General features: G+C 65.4%; 17 protein-coding genes and 1 riboswitch. Of the genes, 12 read left to right on the top strand and 5 right to left on the bottom strand.

Going from position 1 to position 19,065, the window contains the following annotated elements; genetic code table 11:
- Positions 1-1,277: 1,277 nt before the first annotated feature.
- Together ACO076_RS01130 and ACO076_RS01125 are read left to right on the top strand one after the other, a co-directional pair.
- Positions 1,278-2,879, top strand: coding sequence for a hypothetical protein (locus ACO076_RS01130; protein ID WP_421724900.1), 1,602 nt, complete (start codon positions 1,278-1,280; stop codon positions 2,877-2,879).
- Between the two features lie 36 nt (positions 2,880-2,915).
- A complete protein-coding gene (locus tag ACO076_RS01125; protein WP_421724899.1) occupies positions 2,916-4,508 on the top strand; it encodes a hypothetical protein in 1,593 nt (530 codons plus the stop codon).
- A gap of 18 nt (positions 4,509-4,526) precedes the next feature.
- Here the strand turns inward: ACO076_RS01125 and ACO076_RS01120 are convergent, their stop codons facing one another.
- The gene (locus ACO076_RS01120) at positions 4,527-4,964 is read right to left on the bottom strand and encodes a MarR family winged helix-turn-helix transcriptional regulator (protein ID WP_421724898.1); all 438 of its coding nucleotides are present in this window, start codon (positions 4,962-4,964) and stop codon (positions 4,527-4,529) included.
- 191 nt (positions 4,965-5,155) lie between these two features.
- Between ACO076_RS01120 and ACO076_RS01115 the strand changes: the two genes are divergently transcribed.
- On the top strand, positions 5,156-6,415 hold the full coding sequence (locus ACO076_RS01115) for an alpha/beta hydrolase (protein WP_421726644.1): 1,260 nt from the start codon (positions 5,156-5,158) through the stop codon (positions 6,413-6,415).
- A gap of 75 nt (positions 6,416-6,490) precedes the next feature.
- Here ACO076_RS01115 and ACO076_RS01110 read toward each other — a convergent pair whose 3' ends face one another.
- Complete coding sequence (locus ACO076_RS01110; RefSeq protein WP_421724897.1) at positions 6,491-7,396, bottom strand: LysR family transcriptional regulator; 906 nt, start codon at positions 7,394-7,396, stop codon at positions 6,491-6,493.
- An 85-nt stretch (positions 7,397-7,481) separates the two neighbouring features.
- Between ACO076_RS01110 and ACO076_RS01105 the strand changes: the two genes are divergently transcribed.
- The gene (locus ACO076_RS01105) at positions 7,482-8,513 is read left to right on the top strand and encodes an NAD(P)H-binding protein (protein ID WP_421724896.1); all 1,032 of its coding nucleotides are present in this window, start codon (positions 7,482-7,484) and stop codon (positions 8,511-8,513) included.
- On the opposite strand, the gene ACO076_RS01100 is transcribed toward ACO076_RS01105, so the two are convergent.
- Complete coding sequence (locus tag ACO076_RS01100; protein WP_421724895.1) at positions 8,482-9,372, bottom strand: DMT family transporter; 891 nt, start codon at positions 9,370-9,372, stop codon at positions 8,482-8,484. The genes ACO076_RS01105 and ACO076_RS01100 overlap by 32 nt on opposite strands.
- A gap of 140 nt (positions 9,373-9,512) precedes the next feature.
- A riboswitch (FMN riboswitch) is annotated at positions 9,513-9,672 on the bottom strand.
- Positions 9,673-10,043: 371 nt separating this feature from the next.
- On the opposite strand from ACO076_RS01100, the gene ACO076_RS01095 reads away from it, so the two are divergent.
- A complete protein-coding gene (locus ACO076_RS01095) occupies positions 10,044-11,657 on the top strand; it encodes a cisplatin damage response ATP-dependent DNA ligase (protein WP_421726643.1) in 1,614 nt (537 codons plus the stop codon).
- A gap of 6 nt (positions 11,658-11,663) precedes the next feature.
- Here ACO076_RS01095 and ACO076_RS01090 read toward each other — a convergent pair whose 3' ends face one another.
- Positions 11,664-11,801 (bottom strand): hypothetical protein, encoded by a 138-nt coding sequence (locus ACO076_RS01090; protein ID WP_421724894.1) that lies wholly within the window; start codon positions 11,799-11,801, stop codon positions 11,664-11,666.
- A gap of 210 nt (positions 11,802-12,011) precedes the next feature.
- On the opposite strand from ACO076_RS01090, the gene ACO076_RS01085 reads away from it, so the two are divergent.
- The 3 genes from ACO076_RS01085 to ACO076_RS01075 all read left to right on the top strand — a co-directional run bounded on the left by ACO076_RS01085 (position 12,012) and on the right by ACO076_RS01075 (position 14,024).
- On the top strand, positions 12,012-12,290 hold the full coding sequence (locus ACO076_RS01085; RefSeq protein ID WP_421724893.1) for a DUF6460 domain-containing protein: 279 nt from the start codon (positions 12,012-12,014) through the stop codon (positions 12,288-12,290).
- A gap of 47 nt (positions 12,291-12,337) precedes the next feature.
- Positions 12,338-13,108 (top strand): L-iditol 2-dehydrogenase, encoded by a 771-nt coding sequence (locus ACO076_RS01080; protein WP_421724892.1) that lies wholly within the window; start codon positions 12,338-12,340, stop codon positions 13,106-13,108.
- A gap of 550 nt (positions 13,109-13,658) precedes the next feature.
- The gene (locus ACO076_RS01075) at positions 13,659-14,024 is read left to right on the top strand and encodes a hypothetical protein (protein WP_421724891.1); all 366 of its coding nucleotides are present in this window, start codon (positions 13,659-13,661) and stop codon (positions 14,022-14,024) included.
- 121 nt (positions 14,025-14,145) lie between these two features.
- Here ACO076_RS01075 and ACO076_RS01070 read toward each other — a convergent pair whose 3' ends face one another.
- On the bottom strand, positions 14,146-15,621 hold the full coding sequence (locus ACO076_RS01070; protein ID WP_421724890.1) for an alpha/beta fold hydrolase: 1,476 nt from the start codon (positions 15,619-15,621) through the stop codon (positions 14,146-14,148).
- Positions 15,622-15,823: 202 nt separating this feature from the next.
- Between ACO076_RS01070 and ACO076_RS01065 the strand changes: the two genes are divergently transcribed.
- The 4 genes from ACO076_RS01065 to mdh all read left to right on the top strand — a co-directional run bounded on the left by ACO076_RS01065 (position 15,824) and on the right by mdh (position 19,038).
- Positions 15,824-16,012, top strand: coding sequence for a hypothetical protein (locus ACO076_RS01065; protein WP_421724889.1), 189 nt, complete (start codon positions 15,824-15,826; stop codon positions 16,010-16,012).
- 163 nt (positions 16,013-16,175) lie between these two features.
- Positions 16,176-16,736, top strand: a complete 561-nt coding sequence (locus tag ACO076_RS01060; protein WP_421724888.1) for an AprI/Inh family metalloprotease inhibitor — start codon at positions 16,176-16,178, stop codon at positions 16,734-16,736.
- Between the two features lie 22 nt (positions 16,737-16,758).
- Complete coding sequence (zapE, locus tag ACO076_RS01055) at positions 16,759-17,943, top strand: cell division protein ZapE (protein ID WP_421724887.1); 1,185 nt, start codon at positions 16,759-16,761, stop codon at positions 17,941-17,943.
- A 129-nt stretch (positions 17,944-18,072) separates the two neighbouring features.
- On the top strand, positions 18,073-19,038 hold the full coding sequence (gene mdh / locus ACO076_RS01050) for a malate dehydrogenase (protein WP_421724886.1): 966 nt from the start codon (positions 18,073-18,075) through the stop codon (positions 19,036-19,038).
- Positions 19,039-19,065 lie beyond the last annotated feature (27 nt).

Here is a 19,065-nt window from a genome sequence, read left to right as displayed (position 1 = left end):
GCCGGTGTCTCACCTGTCGGGCGTGGGCAAACCGGGTGACGGGTTTTGGACGTTGCCGGGTTATCGATTCCGCGCCAACACCCCTCACCAAGCTCGGCTATGCCGGCTCCGCCGCCAAGCCTCGCTATCCTCTCCCACGGGGAGAGGACCCGCGCCGATCGGGCCGGGGGCAGGCTCTCTCCCGCCGGGCCGTCCGGCGTTCGCGCGGAGCACTGCAATCTCACCGCCCGTCGTCCTCCGGCTAGACCGGAGGATCCGGCATCACCAGCACACGGCCGGGCGACAAGCGCCAAAGCCGGTATCGCGATCCTCATCGGAGCAGCGGTTTCGACAGGTCCTCTGGTCAAGCCAGAGGACGACGGGGGCGTGGGTTTTGGCCGTCGCCTTCCGCGACTGGCGGTACCGTCTGACACGAGGGCGGAGCACTGCTGCCTCATCTTGATAACCCCCCCGACCTCATCTTGAGGTGCGAACGAAGCGAGCCTCGAAAGACGCATGAGGGGTTCAACCTGGGCTCGCGGCTCTGTCGTGCGTGCTTCGAGGCCGCCTTCGGCGGCACCTCAGCATGAGGCGGGTTGGGCTTGGTGCCGCTGTTGACCGGCCGGCGTGGTCCTCGGCCCAATGCCAGCAAGACACGAGGCGCCGCTCGGTGCTCATTGCAAGCGACTGCAAAGCAGTGGTCAAGCAGAGAGAAAGAGCGGGAAAAGTCGAGCAGCAGCAATGGCCCGCGCGGTCCGCAAGCAAATTATCCCAGCTAACATTCGATTGAGCGCTTAGCTATCCCTATCGCTCAAGAACTCCGTCATCGATCGATCAAATTAAAGTGAATATTGAGCAAAATGAACGTAAATGAAGGAATCCTTGTTAACGTCGATACCTAAAGGACAGTGTTCAATCCAATAATCTGTGCTATAAATAGAGTCATCGAATGAGAAATGCGCGGCTGTTCGATATTCTAACTGACGACGAACAGGCGAGCAACAGAGGTGATCTTAGCGCCCGTCAACCTTGGCGGTATCGGCGCCAAAGATAGTGTTGCGCAAACTGTAAGCCTCGCGACCACTCCGTGCGCCGTATCCACCCCGTGCCCCGATAGCGGCACGCCGAGACCAGAGCCAGAAGCCGCTCAAGCGGCCAATGCTGCCCGATTCCCGCAGGCCGGGACCACCAGAGCAGGCCGGCGGTAGCCACGCGGCAGTCAGTAAACGACCGGGCCCTTCGATCCGCTGCCCTCATGGGCAGCGCGACCCGTCACGACGATCTGAAGGGAGGACGTAATGGCTCTCGCACTGATCCACACCGATACGGTTTTCGATTCCGACCATCCGCTCCTTGAACTGCAAGGTGCGGGGGGCCTGACGACGTTCACCGTCGGCGGGGCGATCTTCCTAGCCGCTGTCGGTTTTGATGACGATGGACTAAGCGTATTCGCCGTTGGCGCCGACGGAACGCTGACCAATGTCGACAACGTGATCGATACCCCGACGTTCGAGCTTCACGAAGCTGCCGACGTCGTGGCCGCGGAAGTTGGCGGGACGACGTACCTGTTCGTGGGCGGCCGCCTCGATAGCGGTGTCAGCGTCTTCGCGGTCAGCGCTGATGGGAGCCTGACCAATGTCGAGAACATTGACGACGGTGATGCGGGCGATCTGCAACTCGCCGGCGTCCTGGCCGTCGCGACTGCGACCTTCGGCAGCCAGACCTACCTCTTTGCCGGAGGAGGCGTGGACGACGGCGTGAGCGTCTTCGCGGTCGACGCTGACGGCAGCCTGACCAACGTCGACAATGTCGACGACGTCGATGACGTCAACTACCAGCTCGACAACATCAACGGAATCAGCACTGCCGTGGTCAACGGTGCCGTCTATCTGTTCGCCGCTGGCGAACGCGACGACGGGGTGAGCGTGTTCCGCGTTGCGCCGGACGGCACACTCACCAATGTCGACAACGTCGACGACACTGCCGATGCGGCGTTGGAGCTCAAAGGCGCTGTGGCCGTGACCACCGCTATGCTCGGCGCGACGACTTATCTGTTCGTCGCCGGCCTGATCGACGATGGAGTCAGTGTCTTTGAAGTCGGCGTTGACGGCACCCTCACCAATGTCGACAACGTCGACGACACCGAAGATCCCAACCTCGAGCTAGACGGGGTCGGATCGCTCCAAACGACGGTTGTGGACGGCGTCACCTACCTGTTTGCCGCTAGCTTCCTCGATGGTGGTGTCAGCGTCTTTTCGGTTGCCGAAGACGGAACGCTGACCAACGTCGCCAATGTTGCCGACGACGGTGACCTGGCCCTCGCCGGCGCCACCGGGGTTACGATCGCTATGGTCGACGGGGTGTCCCACCTCTTCGTCGCCGGTAGTGCTGATGACGGCGTCAATGTTTTCCGACTCCAGCACAACGGGGTCACGCTCGAGGGCACCAACGGCGGAGAGACACTCGCCGGCACCGAATGGGACGACACCCTGCTCGGCAAGAAGGGCAAGGATACGCTCAGGGGCAAGGCCGGCGACGACCTGCTTGACGGTGGCAAGCACAAGGACAAGCTGATCGGCGGCGACGATGCCGACACCTTCCGCTTCTCGGCCGGTGTCAAGAAGAAGCACGCCGACACGATCAAAGACTTTGAGGTTGGCGTCGACACCATCGCCCTCGACAGCGCGGTGTTCGCCAAGCTCGGCGGTCCGGGTGGGCTCAAGTCGAAGTTCTTCGATTTCGGCAAGGCGGCGGACTCCAACCAGGACCGCATCCTCTACCAGGCCGAAAAGGGATGGCTGCGCTACGACGCCGACGGCCAAGGCGGCACCGATGCGGTCAAATTCATCAAGCTCGACAAGAACCTCGCCCTCTCGGAGGACGACTTCCTGGTGGTTTGAGCGCCGATCCGACACCCAGCCTGAAGGGAGGATGTCATGGCTCTGGAACTGATCAAAACCGATACTGTCCTGGACGACCCGATCCTCGAGCTGAATGGGGCGACAGGCGTCGCCACTTTTTCAGTCGGCGGGAAAACCTTCGTGGCTGTCACTGGTTTCGTCGACGACGGCGTCAGCTTGTTCGCTGTCAACGGCGACGGGACGTTGACCAACGTTGCCAACATCACCGACACCTCGCTGTTCGCGCTCGATCAAGCTGTGAGGGTCGTGGCCGCGGAGGTCGGCGACACCACGTTCCTGTTCGTTACGGGCGACGAGGACGACGGCGTTAATGTCTTCGCGGTTCATGCCGATGGCACGCTGGTCAACGTCGACACCGTCGTGGACGCCGGTGCCCTGGAACTCAACGGCCCCCAGTCGGTCACCAGCGCAACCTTCGGCGGCACCACATATCTCTTTGTTGGTGGGTTCTTTGACGATGGCGTCAGCGTCTTCGCCGTCGGCGCCGATGGCAGCCTGACCAACGTCGACAATGTCGACAACGCAGCCCACGTCGACCACGAACTTATAGGGGTTATCGACCTTACCACGGCCGTGGTGAGCGGCTCCGTCTACCTGTTCGCCGCGGGCCAATTCGACAACGGCGTGAGTGTGTTCCACGTGGCGCCGGACGGTACACTCACCCATGTCGACAGCGTCGACGACAGTGACGATCTGGCGTTCGAGATCGAAGGCGCCTTCGACATCACCACCGCCAAGATCGGCGCGTCGACCTATCTGTTCGTTGCTGGTTTCAGCGACGATGGGATCAGCGTTTTCAGCGTCGCCGCGGACGGCACGCTCACCCATGTCGACAATGTCGATAACGCAGACGATCCCGGCCATGAGCTGGCGTTGGTGCGGGGCCTGTCTACCGCCGTGGTCGACGGCGTCACCTATCTCTTGGCAACGGGAGGCTTCCAGAACCACACTGTCAACATCTTCTCGGTCGCCGATGACGGCACGCTGACCTACCTGGCCAATCTCGGCCACGACGAGGAACCGGCTCTGCTCGGCGCGGGCTCAACAACGACCACCGTTATCGATGGTGTGCCCCATCTGTTCGCCCCGACTTCAGGGGGCAATCACGGCGTCAGCGTCTTCCGGCTGGAGCATAATGGGGTCACGCTCGAGGGCACCAACGCCGGCGAGACGCTCACTGGTACCGAATGGGACGACACCCTGCTCGGCAAGAAGGGGAACGATAAACTCAAGGGCCTGGAGGGTGACGATCTGCTCGATGGTGGCAAGGGCCAGGACAAGCTGATCGGCGGCGACGACGTCGACACCTTCCGCTTCTCCGCCGGTGTGAAGAAGAAGCACGCCGACACGATCAAAGACTTTGAGGTTGGCGTCGACACCATCGCCCTCGACAGCGCGGTGTTCGCCGCGTTCGGGCCCGGCGAACTCAACCCCAGCTTCTTCGATTTCGGCAAGAAAGCGGATTCGGGCAAGGACCGGATCCTCTACCAGGAAGACAAGGGGTGGCTCCGCTACGACTTCGACGGCAAGGGCGGCGCCGACGCGGTCAAGTTCGCCAAGATCGGCAAGAACCTGGCGCTGTCGGCCGACGATTTTTTGGTGATGTAGGGCGGCGGATGTTGTGGGTCAGTCGTCGGCGAGCTTGAGGAGCAGGTCGCGCAGGGTCTCGAGCCCCTCCTTGCCGACCTTCTTCTCGACATAGGCGTCGATTTCGCGCGCGATCCGGAGCCCGACCGCTCGCGCCCCGAGCCCTTTCTTGGTGAGGCCGGCGATCATGTCGCGCTGGGAGCCCTCGGCGTAGTCGAAGGAAACCAGGCCGGCATCGACCAGCCGCTGAACCGACCGGTGGGCGGCCTGCCTTGAGATGCCGAGCGCGGTCGCCAGCGCCGTCAGTCCGCGCGGATGCCGCGAGATGAGCATGAAGGTCTTGGCGTCGGCGGGCCGCGTCTCGGCGAAGGCGGTTTCCTTGCGCAGCGCGTTCGACATGGCGTCGAAGCGCTCCGAAAGGTCCTGAACGAGGCCGCGCACGCTGTTCTGCGGCGCGGCGGGTGGATTATCACTCATGGGTGACATGTTAGGAGCACATGCCCGCGTGTCAATCGGACTGTGCGGATGCTCGGGCGATCGGGCGCCAGATACGGCGGAGCCGTCCGCCGGGTAATTTTATTTCATCACCTATGATTGACAAAAGGCGGAGTCGTTGCCATCTGCCGGCCATCAATCACGGGTGATGAAAGGAGTTCGAGGTGATCACGATGCACAATCTGTTCGACCGGACCGGACATCGGTGGCGCGCTCTGGCGCCGCTGGTTTCGATCCTGTCGCTGGCGCTGCTGCTGTCCGGCCCGGTCAGCGCGGACGAGGATTTCGGCGGCTTTCGCGGTGAAGACGACAACGGCTGGTATCATCCGGTCGACGTCGAGGGGTGGCAGGCGCTCGGCGGCGATCCGGACGCGATGCAACGCACGCTGCGGCGGATCGCGATGGCAACCGGCGAGCGGCGTTTTGCCGACCAGCCCGATACGACAATCGTCTACGGACCGGGCCACTGGACCTATGAGTGGACCGCGACCGGCGAGCGCGCATGGGACAAGGCGCGGACAGCAACCGACCCGGTGGACCGACGGCAGCATGCGCTGGCGGCGATGACCTATTTCAACCTGGCGTCCTCGCCTCACGGCAACGCGCCAGAACAGCGCGCCGCCCTCAGCAAATCCTCCGAAGCCTACCTGCTGGCCGCATCGACGCTTGCCGAAACCGTCGCCAAGGTCGCGATCGACCACGACGGCAAGCGCTTCGCGGTCCACACCCACCTGCCGGAGGGCAACGGTCCGTTTCCGGTCGTGGTGGTTTCGAACGGCTCCGACCAGTCGAAGGAGGGCTTGCTTTCCTACTTCACCGATCATCTCTCGCCGCGGGGGATCGCGATGATCGGTCTCGACATGCCGGGCATGGGCGACAGCGCCGCCTACACCATGGACACGACGAAGCCTGACGCCTTGCACATCGCAGCGGTCAATTGGGCCAAGGCGCAACCCCAATTCGACCCACGCAACGTCTTCCTGCACGGCTCCAGCTTCGGCGGCCATGCGGTTGCCCGCGCGTTCCTGCGGCCGGATGCGCCGGACGTGGCCGGAGTCGTCTATGTCTGCGGGCCGCTCGACGCGCCGTTCGTGGCGCCGCCCGAGGCCTATGATTCGCTTCCTGTCTTCACCATGGACGGGGTGCGCACCCGGTTGGGTCTCGAGCTTTCGGCGACGTCGGAGCAACTCGCTCCGCTCATGCGGCCGATCGCCGTCTCCAGCGACCGCTTGCTGGAGGGCGGGGCGATTACCACGCCGATCCTGGCGCTCAACACCAACGGCGATCCGGTCGCTCCGGTCGCGGAAATGGACGCAATGTTGACGCGCGCCACCAACGCGACCCGGGTGGTGTTCGACGAAGCGGGGCACTGTGTCGACGATCAGCTCGAGGCGGTGATCGCCTCGGCCTGGATCGCCGACAACCTGCGCTAGGCCCGTTTCACAAAGGCAGGCCTTCGAGGGCGTAGCGCGCCTCGAAGGCTGCCGTCGCTCCGTCGGCGCCAGCGGTCAGCGACGTCCGGTGCTGTTCCGCGCAGGCGTTTTGAAGGCCGCCGCGAGGGCATCGAAGACCGTGCGGACTCTCGGCACGTTTCTCAAATTCTCGTGGGTGACAACCCAGGTGTCGAGGGTCGCGACCACGAAACCAGGCAACACACGACGCAAATGCGGGTCTCGCTCGCCGAGCGTGACCTGCGTGACACAGATGCCTACACCGGCACGTGCGGCGGCAATTTGAGCGGGGTGGCTGTCCGTGCGCAACGCCCATGCCGACACGGGAAGCATGGGAACGAGTGCGCTGGCCAAAGCCAGCTCACGTGCGTTGCGGTCCGAACCGATCAGATCGTGGGTGGCGAGATCAGCGAGATCGCCGGGCGTGCCTCGGAGAGAGAGGTAAGCGGGGCTTGCAAAGAAACCGAGGGGGATCGATGCCACCTTACGGGCAACCAACGCCTCCTGTTTGGGGGCAAAGGTCCGGATCGCAAGGTCGGCTTCCTGCTCCAGAAGATCGGCCGGCGCGTTGCTCAGCGACAACTCGACCCGGATCGCCGGATGGCTCCGCCGCAGGCCGGCCAGTATATCCGGAACAACCTCCACCCCCATCAGCTCCGGGACGGAAAGCCGAACCGTACCGCCAATTTCGTCGACCGGGGCGGAGGCCAGCCGGATGAAACGCTCCGAGGCCATGGCCATGGCGCGCGCCGATGCATGCAGGGCGAGCGCTTCCTTTGTCGGCACCAATCCGTTGGCGGAGCGTGTGAAGAGAACGGTACCGAGCGATCGCTCGAGCCCCTCGATCCGAACGCGTACGGTCGGCTGGGACAGCATCAGCCGCCGGGCCGCCGCCGACAGACTGCCTTCTTCGAGGACCGCGAGAAAGAGCCGCTGGTCGTCCCATGAAATCGGCTTGCTCATAAACAATCGACTAGCAGATAGAGAGAATATGACAATTTCTTTTTAGCGATCCGGACGCCAGTTTGGGGTCATCCAACAAACGGAGATGATTATGGAAACGAAAAAAGCAGCATTGGTTCTGGGCGCAACCGGAAAGGCCGGTGGGGCGATCGCGTCGGCCCTGCTGGACCATGGATGGCAGGTGCGTGGTCTTGTCCGCGATCTGAGCAAGGTCAACGGCGGAGCCGCCAACGGCGTCGACTGGGTGTGCGGTGATGCGATGGTGCGCGACGATGTCGTTCGCGCGGCGCGGGGCGTGTCGATCATCGTTCACGCGGTCAACCCGCCGGGCTATCGCAACTGGGACACGGTTGTGCTCCCGATGATCGACAACACCATCGCAGCGGCCCGCGCTGCCGGCGGCGCGCGCGTGGTCCTGCCCGCGACCATCTACAATTTCGATCCCGAGACCACGCCGGTCATCACGGCGCGGACACCGCAAGCGCCCAAGAGCCGGAAGGGCCGAATCCGTGTCGCCCTCGAGAAGAGGCTCGAGGATGCTGCACCCGAGGTGCCCTCGCTGATTCTGCGCGCCGGCGACTTCTTCGGACCCGGCGCGCGCGACACCTGGTTCGCCGAGGCCATGGTCAAGGCCGAGAGGCCGGTGAAGCGGATCGTCAATCCGGCGCGCGGCGGCGGTCACTCCTGGGCCTATCTGCCCGATTTTGCGGAGGCATTCGCGCGACTGCTGGATAGGCCCGACCAACTCCTGCCGTTCGAACGGCTGCAGTTCGAGGGCTTGTTCGACGAGAGCGGCACCGTCATGACGACAGCGCTGTCACGGGTTGTCGAAAAAGACCTGCCGGTCTGGCCGCTTCCCTGGTGGCTTGTCCGCGCCCTTGCGCCGTTCGGTGGCTTCCCGCGCGAAGCGGCCGAAATCGCGCCGCACTGGCGTCACCCTGCCCGGCTGGACAATGGGCGTCTCGTCCAACTCCTCGGAGAGGAACCCCGCACGGACCTCGACGCTGCTTTGCGGCAAACGCTGATCAGCATGAAGTGTCTGGCGGCAGGCGTTGCGCCCCAACCGGAGCGCCGCTCCGCCGCCGTCAATTCTCCTGCCGGTTCTCCCGCGCCATGAGGTAGAGCGAGGCGCCGACGATCAGTGCCGCCCCCAGCCACAGGTTGCCGGGCGGCACCCAGGCGAAGACGATGAAGCCGGCGAGCACGTTGAGCGGCAGCTTGATCAGATCGAACGGCTGGACGAAAGCCGCGTCGGCGCGGGAATAGGCGAGCGCCAGGAAGCCTTGCGCCGCGGCGGTGAGAACGCCGGCGACAATGACGATCATCCAGGTGGTCGCGTCCGGTATGGCAAACCCCGCGGGAATGGCGAAGGCGAGGTTAAATGGGGTGAGCAGGACCAGGAGCCATGCGGTGGTCGGCCAGACCGACTCGTCGTCAACGACCCGTTTGAGGCACAACGACGATCCGGCCCAAAGCGCCGCCGCGCCGATCGGCAGGAAGCTCGCCCACTGGAAGACGTCGGCCCACGGATCGAGGATGATCAACGCACCGGCAAAGCCGACGATCACGGCGAGCCAGCGTTCGAGGGTGACGGTCTCGCCCAGGAACACACGCGCGCCGATAGTGACGAAGAACGGCGAGGTCATCAGCAGCGCGATCGCCGCCCAGATCGGCACCGGGTAGGCGAGGCCGGCCACCCAGAGCTGGACGCCGAAGGCAGCGAGCGCGGCGCGGAACAGGTGCAGCCAGAAGTACCGCGTGCGCATTGATGGGATGCCGTGACGCAGCACCCACGGCAGCGTCACCGCCAGCGCCACCAGATACTGAAAGAACGCGACGGTGAACGACGATACGCCAGCTCCGGCGGTGGCCAGTTGCACCAGCGTGTTGATGACGGCGAAGACGGCGCCGGCGAGCACCATCCATGCGGCGCCGGCGACCGACGACGAAGTGGTCGGGAAGGTGGTCGCGCTCATGGCGACCTCCGGACGGGCGAACCCGCCACGACAAACAAGCGATCCATGTTGCATCTCCCAATGAGCAGCAACACGCAATCAGCGGCCTGGACGACAGTCTGGTCACCGCCCGCGCAGGCGCACCTGCGGCTGGCGGTTCCTGTCGTTCTCTTCCATCCGGACTATGACCGTCGGCTTCGGGTTCGCACCGAATCTGCTGACCCCTTCCCCTTGGCGGGGAAGGGCGCTCGCGGGCTGACGGAACATTTTTCAGTTCCGATCACCGCCGGTGGGGAGTTTCACCCCGCCCTGAGAACGCGACCCGGCGCCATCGCCGGGCGGGGAGTCTTTAGCCGAAACGCGGGTTGGGTGCAAATTGGGGGGCTGTGCTTTGGTGCTTGGTGCGTCCTTCGAGGCTCGGGCTGACGCCCTCGCGCCTCAGGATGAGGAGGTTGGAGTCTGTGGCCAAGGAAACCGGAGCGGCACCTGGCAACTGCTAATCCCCTCATGCTGAGAGCCTGCGCCGGGTTCGATCGGGGTGGCCGCGTCAGCGGAGCCTCGAAGCACGCATGTCGGTGACACGGCATCCCGCTCCCGCAAGGGGTGAGGGATCGTCGGAGGTTGGACCACGCTGTCAGCAACGGGTCGACGGCGGCTTGGTGGCGCTCGCGCGGCACGCTATCTCTCACGCCATGCAGGCCTTTGCCGCCCTTCTCGACCGGCTGGTGCTGACCCCGCAGCGCAACGTCAAGCTCAGGCTGATGGTCGATTATTTCCGTGCGACGCCCGATCCCGATCGCGGCTATGCGCTGGCCGCGCTGACCGGCGGGCTGTCGATCCCGAGCGTCAAGCCGGCGATGCTGCGCGGGCTGGTGACCGAGCGGGTCGACCCGGTGCTGTTCGGTTATTCCTACGACTATGTCGGTGATCTCGCCGAGACGATCTCGCTGATCTGGCCGACGGAGGGGGCGGACACCGATATTCCGTCGCTGGGGACGGTGGTGGAGGATCTGTTGGCGATGTCGCGAAGCGACGGCCCGCGTCACGTAGAGCGCCTGCTCGACACCCTCGACGCCACCGGTCGGTGGGCGCTGATCAAGCTGGTCACCGGGGGCTTGCGGATCGGGGTCTCGGCGCGGCTCGCCAAACAGGCACTCGCCGACTTCGGCGACAAGCAGGTCAACGACATCGAGGAGCTGTGGCCCGGCCAGGTGCCGCCTTACACCGACCTGTTCGCGTGGCTCGAAGAGGCGGGCCCACGGCCGGTGTCGACCATCGCCGCGCCGTTCCGGCCGGTGATGCTGAGCCACGCGATCGCCGAGGGCGACCTCGCCGCGATCACTCCCGAGGCCTACGCGGCCGAGTGGAAGTGGGACGGCATCCGCGTCCAGGCGGTGCGCGAGGGCGGCGTCGCCCGGCTCTACACCCGCACCGGCGACGACATCTCCCACACCTTCCCTGACCTCACCGACGCGCTTGACTATGACGGCGCGCTCGACGGCGAGCTGCTGATCGGCGAGGCGACGGCGGACGGCTTCCGCACCGGCTCGTTCTCCGACCTGCAACAGCGGCTCAACCGCAAGACCGTGTCGGAGAAACTATTGGCCCAGCATCCGGCCTTCCTGCGCGCCTATGATGTCCTCGTCGATGGCGAGGAAGACATGCGCGGTCTGGGGTTTCGCGACCGCCGGGCACGCCTCGAAGCGCTGGTGGCACGTTCATCCCGCGCGCGGCTCGACCTGTCGCCGCTGGTGCCGTTCGCGGATGCCGAGGATCTGCGCCGCCTGCGCGCCACGCCGCCGGAGCCGCTGATCGAGGGCGTGATGCTGAAGCGCTGGGATTCGGTCTACGAGCCGGGCCGGCCGAAGGGACCGTGGTTCAAGTGGAAGCGCGACCCGCACATTGTCGATGCGGTGCTGATGTACGCCCAGCGCGGCCACGGCAAGCGCTCGTCCTATTATTCCGACTACACCTTCGGTGTATGGCGCCCGGGCGAAGACGGTGACGAGCTGGTGCCGGTCGGCAAGGCCTATTTCGGCTTCACCGACGAGGAACTCGCCGAGATCGACCGGTTCGTGCGCAACAACACCATCAACCGGTTCGGGCCGGTGCGCGAGGTCGTCCACGCGGCGGACGAAGGTCTGGTGATCGAGGTGGCGTTCGAGGGACTACAGCGCTCGACCCGGCACAAGTCTGGCGTGGCGATGCGCTTTCCCCGGGTGTCGCGGCTGAGATGGGACAAGCCGCCGGCCGAGGCCGACCGGCTGGAGACGCTGGAAGCGTTGCTCGACGACCGGACGGGGTAGGGTCGGTCAGAGGGCGCGGTGGATGCGGGCCTGCCTGACGCGCGCCTCGCCGCGCCGGTCCATCCGTCGGCGACGCTTGGCAGCGCCGAAGAGGCCCATCACCTGGGCCGTGGCGATGGCCTGTTCGGTGTAGTTGCGGCGCATGGCCGTTCTCCTGATTGCGATGATCGGTCGCCGGCGACCGACGGCCCCCCAGCCCCCTGGGGCGCCGTAACTGGTGACCCTTCTATGCCAGACGATGTCGGGTTTGTCGGTGATGGCGGTCACAGGCGGGGCAGTGGCGACGGGCCGCCGCGGTGGCTGAAAAACCGCCACGGTTCGATTATATTGCGTCGCAGGAACGGAGATCGAACCATGAGCGCAGTGTCGCGTTTCCTCGGCGGACCGCCCGGTAGGGTGGTGTTTCAGCTGATTGCCATGTCGTTCGTCGTCGGCATTATCCTGAGCCTCCTCGGCGTGTCGCCGTTCGACATCGTCAACGGCCTCGAACGGCTGATCCGGCGCATCTACGCCATGGGCTTCGACACCATCGAGTGGGTGTTCCGCTACTTCCTGCTTGGCGCCGTGATCGTCGTTCCGGTGTGGTTCATCATGCGCCTGTTCCGCATCGGGCGCGGCCGCGGCGGGCAGTGATCCGACGCGCCGGGCGGCGCGTTTTGGGGTAGACGGGGGACACAACGGTGAAGCTTGCAGGCAAGGTCGCGGTCGTCACCGGCGGCGCGCGCGGTATCGGTCGCGCCATCGCCGAGCGCTATGCGGCCGAAGGGGCGATCACGGTGGTCGCCGCTCGTAAGGCCGACCATGGGGAGCGGACCGCCGCGGCGATCGGCGGCGACGCCTATTCTGTACCGCTGGACGTCACGTCGAAGGACTCGATCGCGGCGATGGTCGAGACCGTGGTGGGCCGGAGCGGCCGGATCGACATCCTGGTCAACAACGCCGCGATCTTCGATCTCGCCCCGGTGCTCGAGGTGACGCCGGAGAGCTTCCACCGGGTGTTCGCCGTCAATGTCGAGGGCCTGTTCTTCACCATGCAGGCGGTCGCTCGCCACATGGTGGAACGCGGCGGCGGCGGCAAGATCATCAACCTCGCCTCCCAGGCCGGCCGCCGCGGCGAGGCGCTGGTGTCGGTCTACTGCGCCTCCAAGGCGGCGGTGATCAGCCTCACCCAGTCGGCCGGGCTCGATCTCATCAAGCACGGCATCAACGTCAACGGCATCGCGCCGGGGGTGGTCGAGACGCCGATGTGGGACGAGGTCGACGCGCTGTTCGCCCGCTACGAGGACCGGCCGATCGGCGAGAAGAAGACGCTGGTCGGGGCGGCCGTGCCCTACGGCCGCATGGGCGTGCCGGCGGAGCAGGCGGGCGCCGCGGTGTTTTTGGCCTCCGACGACGCCGACTACATCGTCGCCCAGACGCTCAACGTCGACGGCGGCAACTGGATGAGTTGAGGGGGGCTCGGCGTTCGTGGGAGGGGGATGGCACCTGCTCGCAGCGCCAATACCACGGCTGAAGCGCGGCAGGTTGATCCGCTGGCGGTGAAACAGCACTAGTGCCAACAGTGAGGGGTCGTCCGGTCGAGCCGGAGGACGACGTGGAGTGGGTGGCAGTCGGTGCAGGCGACGCTGGCGCGCGGGCCTTGATGACCGCTACACGGCCGCCCCTGTTCGCGCCGCAGGCAGGCCGGCGTCGGGTGACGGTCGGGCAGGTGGCCGGCCAGGTCAGCGGCTCCCTCTCCCTCGAGGGAGAGGGCAGGTTTGTCTTGGCGAGGGACGAGCCTAGGCAAACCGGGTGAGGGGGTGAGCCCATGATGCGTCTTGGTCCCGAAGACACCCCTCACCAAGCTCGGCTAAGGCGGCTCCGCCGCCAAACCTCGCTATCCTCTCCCGCAAGGGGAGAGGATACACCTCGCTCACAACCGGCAGCCTAATGGTTGCTCAGCATCAGCATGAGGGATGGGGCGCTTGTCGGGCACTCGCGTTTACAAGGGGAGATCGATGAATGATCGACAAGAAGTTGCTGGATGATCAATGGGTAAAACTCGCACCCGCTTTCAAGGCTCGGTTTCGGAGCATAGACGAGTGGTATGAGTGGAACACGCCATCGGAGGAGGAAATCCGTTGGTTGAAGGCCATAGCTAAGGAGATACCGAAAACGGTGTATCCCAACCCGTTGTTGCCGCCCTGGAAGGAGATTCCTGGTGTCAACAAATATTCAATGGCCTGGCGCATGGGCGGTGGCGATGGATATCTTGAAGACTTTGTCGATTGGTTGCGATCGCTTCCGCAGGAAAAGCGAGATCGATATCTGACCGACAATCCGGAGCCCGCCGGATGGGAAGACTTCTACGCGGAGAACCCTTTCTGACACCGACTGACCCTCAACACGTCGAATGCATGAGCGCGCCGACCCGGCGGCCCGCGGTGGTGGCGAGAGCCGTAGATGTAGAGTGGGCCAGCCGGCCGCCTAACTCACCCGATCAACCAGTTTAGCGGTTTGCGATCGGGTCGAAGGCGAACGGCACGGCGATCCGGGTCGTCTCCGGCGGCTGGCCGGACAGAAACGCGACTTGCATCGCGATGTACGCCGACAGCCTTTCGTCTCCCATGGCGAAATCGTGGGAGACCCCGTCGATGATGAGATGGTGGCTGTCCGCAAGGCCGGCGCCGACCTCTTTGGCATTGCCGACCGGCGTTCGCGGGTCGAGGCCCGCGCTCACCAGTAACACCGGGACATCGGACTCCAGATCGGCCCGGAAATCGGGGCCGAGGTCGGCGCTGCCGATCACGTCGCAGATGTCGAACTGAACGCCGTTGATAGCGCCGCCGAGCAGCGTGTCCTCCGCCTCGGCCGCGATCCGTGCCCGACGATCGGCCGACGCGCCGGAGGCGCAGTCCACCAGCGTGCCCATCAAGGCGCCACCGCGATTGGTCCGGTAGTCGAGCGCCGCCGCGCCGAGCCAGGAGAAGTCGCCATTCGCCATGGCGTGGTAGCGCCTCGGCAGGGCTTTGAGGAAGTCCGTCCGTCCGAGGCCGGCGGCGGTCATCAGTTGCAGGTCGAGCTTTCCGACCACGATCGCGACGGCGTCGCCGGTCTCCGGGTCGACGATCGTGACGGTGACCGGCTCGGCCTCCAGTTGGTCGAGCACCGTCGCCATCAATTCGAGAAGGCTCGGAATGTGGGCGCTCAGATCCGGATCGGCGCGGACCATCGCGTCCAGCGTGTCGAGGTAGCTCTGGATCGTGCTTGGCAGCTTGACGGTGTGGTCGGGACCTTCGACGGCGGACAACACGGCGCGATGGACGGTGTCCTCGAAGCCGCGCAACACCGCGAGGCCGTGGTGGGAGCCGAAGCTGCCGCCGAGGAGGTTGATCTTGTCGTATCCCAGCGCCCGCCGCAGCGCGTCGACATCCGAAGCCATCTCCCGGGCGTTGTAGCCGGTAAGGTCGACGCCTTTGTCCGCCCAGAACGCGGCGCACGCGCGTGCATGTTCGCGCTCCGCGGCACGCAAGGTCGCGCGATCGAGGGGACGGTCGCGGGCGAGGTCGTAGCGATCGGCGCAGTCCAGTCGCGGTCGCGAATGGCCGACGCCGCGCTGCTCGACCAGGATCAGATCGAAGGGGAGGTCGGCGACGAACGGCAGGAACTGCCGAATGTTGTCGCCGAGACTTTCCTCGCCCGGCCCGCCGCTCAGGAAGACATACGGCTCGGAGGGATCGGGCGCATTCGAACGGAAGCGGACGAACGGGACCTCGATAAGGTTGCTCGGCGGATCGGTGCGATTCTCCGGGACGACGAGCCGGCCCCATTCGGCTGCGACCGGCTTGCCGTCATCGCCTTCGAACAGGTGCGGTGCGATGGTGTGGCGCGGTCCGGGGACTTCGTTGGCCGAGAGCGGCTGACTCCACAACAGGGCGCCGACCAACAGCGCCATCACCGGGGCGACTGACTTTGTCGACGTCACGCACACCACCTGTGCGCGGAGGTGAGGGTCATGGTGTTTCGTGTCCCTTGAATGGGCGCGGGTGACGGGCAAGAAAGCCACACGCGCGACACAGCGTGGTTGAACGCCGATGGCGCGTGGCTGACGACGTCGACCATGGCCCGGTCCATGCCACAATACAACTCTAGTTATAGCTCTCGACCTATTCGATGGAGGCGAGAGCATGACCGACAATGTGACGTTGAATGCCGGAACGCCTTGGACCGTCGAGGCGGTGGCGAAGCTCCGGGAACTGTGGGACAGCAGTGTCGCGCCGGAACTGATCGGGCAGACACTGGGACGGCCGGAGGCCGAGGTGCGCGCCAAGGCGGCCGAATTGGGGCTTCCTCAGCACGTCGAAACCCGCGGTTAACCATCGATACCCTTTGCTGGTATCGCCGATTCGTCTTGGACGATGGGTCGCGGGCGCGCCGATTGGGGGTTGCTAAAACGCCTTATTTGCCCGAAACCCGCTTTAATTCAGGTCTAGGACCTGTGTTCGGTCGTGGGTGGACCGACTTAGAGGGGATCAACTGATGCCGGTTAACCGTTTCGTTCCGATCGCGCTTGCGGTGACGTTATGCGGGTGCGGATCCATTGGAGCGATCGGCGTCTCGCCGGGCAATCGCAATCCGCCGCCCGGTCAGGTGGCCGGCGGTCTGCCGCCGCCCGGTGGCGTTGCCGGTCCGCCCGGCGGCGCCGTCATCGCCGAACCGCTGCCGCCCGCAACCGCACCCGGGGCCACGACGGTCGCGGCCAATGCGCCGCCCGCGGGGGCCGCCGCGCCGGCGGCACCGGCGCCGGCCCCGTCCGCTTCGCTGGGGCGGACCGATCTCCTCGGCGGCTGGACGATCGCCTCCAGTGGCGAGTCCTGCCAGTTGTTCATGACCCTGACCTCGTGGACCGGCGGTTACCGGGCGTCGACGCGGGGATGCTCCTCGGAGACCCTGAAGTCGATCTCGGCCTGGAACCTGCAGGGACAGCAGGTGGTGCTCGCCGGTCAGGGCGGGACGCCGGTCGCCCGGCTGCAGTCATCGGGCGGCAGCCGTTTCGACGGTGCGACCGAGGGCGGCGGGCCGGTCTCCTTCTACCGCTAGGCGAAAACCGCATTCCCGTTCGATGAGCGACCGGCCGGTCAGCGCCTCGGCTGGCGGCCCGGTGGTCGCCCATTACTGCAAGCTGGTCGAAGCCGACCACCTCAGCATCGATCCCGCCCAACTGGCCGTCGCCCGCCGGCTCGACCGCCTGGATCGGGCGTTGTCGGAATCGGCCTGGCACCTGCCCTCCAAGCGCCGCGGGTTGGGCTGGCTGTTCGCCCGCCGACCACCGCCGCAGGTTCGCGGGCTCTACATCCACGGCGCCGTCGGCCGCGGCAAGACGATGCTGATGGACGCCTTCTTCGCGGTGACCACCGCCAAGCCCAAACGGCGGACCCACTTCCACGCCTTTATGCAGGATGTGCATGACCGGATTCACGCCTTCCGCGCGGCCCATCAGGGCGAGGCGGGGGCCGATCCGATCACCCCGGTCGCGGCGGCGATCGGCGAGGAAACCCGGCTGCTGTGCCTCGACGAATTTGCCGTCGAGGATATCGCCGACGCCATGATCCTGGCGCGCCTGTTCACGGCGCTTTTCGAAAAGGGGCTGGTCCTGGTGACGACTTCCAATGTCGCGCCGGACGATCTCTACGCCCACGGGCTCAACCGACCGCTGTTCCTCCCCTTCGTCGACGTGCTGAGGCGGCATGTGGACGTCATGGAACTGGACTCCGACCAGGACTACCGCCTCGCCAAGCTGAGCGAAGGGGCGACGTATTTCACGCCGCTTGGCGCGACCGCCGACGCGGCGCTGGAAAGCATCTGGCGCAGCCTCACCGGCGGTGCGGCCGGGGCCGAACGCGATCTCACGGTCAAGGGGCGCGCGGTCATCGTCCCTCGCGCCTGGCACAGGATCGCGCGCTTCGGGTTTGCCGATCTCTGCGAAACACCGCTCGGGACCGGCGACTATGCGGCGATCGCCGAGGCGTTCGATGTCGTCATGATCGATGCGATACCGGTCATTGCCGCCGGACGCCGCGATGTTGCCCGGCGTTTCATCAATCTGATCGACGTGTTCTACGATGCCGGTGTGCGCATCGTTGTGTCGGCGGCCGCTGAACCGGACGGGCTCTACGCGGCGACGGACGGGGCGGAGGCAGCCGCCTTTCGCCGGACCGCATCACGGCTCATCGAGATGCGGTCGGATGCCTACCTTGCCGCCGGTCGCGGCGAGGCGTTGCAGGCGGCGTCGGGATCGACTGGCTGATACAACCGGAGGCTTTGTCGACGCGACCGTCATGTCGGCCTGGTTGCCGGTTGCTTGCAGTGCAGCATCAATCGGGCTAGAGCCATCGGACCTCGCCCGCGATCGTTTCTCGCCCGTCAAGGACACCCCATGGCTCGACCCAAAATCGCTCTTATCGGCGCCGGCCAGATCGGCGGCACGCTCGCCCATCTGATCGGCTTGAAGGAACTCGGTGATGTCGTCCTGTTCGACGTGGTCGAGGGCGTTCCCGAGGGCAAGGCACTCGATCTGGCCCAGTCCTCGCCGGTGAGCGGTTTCGATGCCGAACTCGCCGGCACGTCGGCCTATGCCGCCATCAAGGGCGCGGATGTCTGCATCGTCACCGCCGGCGTGCCGCGCAAGCCCGGCATGAGCCGCGACGATCTCCTCGACATCAATTTGAAGGTCATGGAGCAGGTCGGTGCCGGCATCAAGAAGTATGCGCCGAAGTCGTTCGTCATCTGCATCACCAATCCGCTCGACGCGATGGTCTGGGCGCTGCAGAAATTCTCCGGCCGGCCGCGCGACATGGTGGTCGGCATGGCCGGCGTGCTCGACTCGGCACGGCTCAGATACTTCATCGCCAGCGAATTCGACGTGTCGGTCGAGGACGTCTCGGCCTTCGTGCTCGGAGGCCACGGCGACACCATGGTGCCGGTCGCCGGATACACGACGGTCGCCGGTATTCCGCTGCCCGATCTGGTCAAGATGGGCTGGACCACCAAGAAGCGGGTTGAGGAGATTTTCCAGCGCACCCGGGACGGCGGCGCCGAAATCGTGCAGATGCTGAAGACGGGTTCCGCGTTCTACGCGCCGGCCGCTTCGGCGGTTGCGATGGCCGAGAGCTACCTCAAGGACAAAAAGCGGGTACTGCCCTGCGCCGCCTGCCTGAAAGGCGAATACGGGGTTCAGGATCGCTATATCGGGGTTCCGGTGGTGATCGGCGCCAAGGGCGTCGAACGGATCATCGAGATCAACCTCTCCAAGTCGGAGCAGAAGCAGTTCCAGAAGTCGGTCGAAGCCGTCGAGGGACTGCTCAAGGCTTGCGTCCGGATTCTTCCCGCGCTCGGCAAGTAATCGTTTGCCCGGACGCGGGCGGTTGAA

Source organism: Bauldia sp., from assembly GCF_965232525.1.
In the GTDB taxonomy this organism is placed as follows: Bacteria; Pseudomonadota; Alphaproteobacteria; order Rhizobiales; family Kaistiaceae; genus Bauldia.
The sequence above is the reverse complement of the archived record's forward strand: the minus strand, read 5'-3'. Positions and strand labels throughout refer to the sequence as shown.

What these genes read in the sequence shown, in the direction of transcription:
- ACO076_RS01100 (WP_421724895.1), bottom strand. Translation starts at nt 9,372, where the DNA reads ATGAGCGCGACCACCTTCCCGACCACTTCGTCGTCGGTCGCCGGCGCC.
- ACO076_RS01130 (WP_421724900.1), top strand. Translation starts at nt 1,278, where the DNA reads ATGGCTCTCGCACTGATCCACACCGATACGGTTTTCGATTCCGACCAT.
- ACO076_RS01115 (WP_421726644.1), top strand. Translation starts at nt 5,156, where the DNA reads ATGCACAATCTGTTCGACCGGACCGGACATCGGTGGCGCGCTCTGGCG.
- ACO076_RS01085 (WP_421724893.1), top strand. Translation starts at nt 12,012, where the DNA reads ATGAGCGCAGTGTCGCGTTTCCTCGGCGGACCGCCCGGTAGGGTGGTG.
- ACO076_RS01065 (WP_421724889.1), top strand. Translation starts at nt 15,824, where the DNA reads ATGACCGACAATGTGACGTTGAATGCCGGAACGCCTTGGACCGTCGAG.
- ACO076_RS01125 (WP_421724899.1), top strand. Translation starts at nt 2,916, where the DNA reads ATGGCTCTGGAACTGATCAAAACCGATACTGTCCTGGACGACCCGATC.
- ACO076_RS01090 (WP_421724894.1), bottom strand. Translation starts at nt 11,801, where the DNA reads ATGCGCCGCAACTACACCGAACAGGCCATCGCCACGGCCCAGGTGATG.
- ACO076_RS01110 (WP_421724897.1), bottom strand. Translation starts at nt 7,396, where the DNA reads ATGAGCAAGCCGATTTCATGGGACGACCAGCGGCTCTTTCTCGCGGTC.
- ACO076_RS01120 (WP_421724898.1), bottom strand. Translation starts at nt 4,964, where the DNA reads ATGAGTGATAATCCACCCGCCGCGCCGCAGAACAGCGTGCGCGGCCTC.
- ACO076_RS01105 (WP_421724896.1), top strand. Translation starts at nt 7,482, where the DNA reads ATGATTATGGAAACGAAAAAAGCAGCATTGGTTCTGGGCGCAACCGGA.
- ACO076_RS01075 (WP_421724891.1), top strand. Translation starts at nt 13,659, where the DNA reads ATGATCGACAAGAAGTTGCTGGATGATCAATGGGTAAAACTCGCACCC.
- ACO076_RS01060 (WP_421724888.1), top strand. Translation starts at nt 16,176, where the DNA reads ATGCCGGTTAACCGTTTCGTTCCGATCGCGCTTGCGGTGACGTTATGC.
- mdh (WP_421724886.1), top strand. Translation starts at nt 18,073, where the DNA reads ATGGCTCGACCCAAAATCGCTCTTATCGGCGCCGGCCAGATCGGCGGC.
- ACO076_RS01095 (WP_421726643.1), top strand. Translation starts at nt 10,044, where the DNA reads ATGCAGGCCTTTGCCGCCCTTCTCGACCGGCTGGTGCTGACCCCGCAG.
- zapE (WP_421724887.1), top strand. Translation starts at nt 16,759, where the DNA reads ATGAGCGACCGGCCGGTCAGCGCCTCGGCTGGCGGCCCGGTGGTCGCC.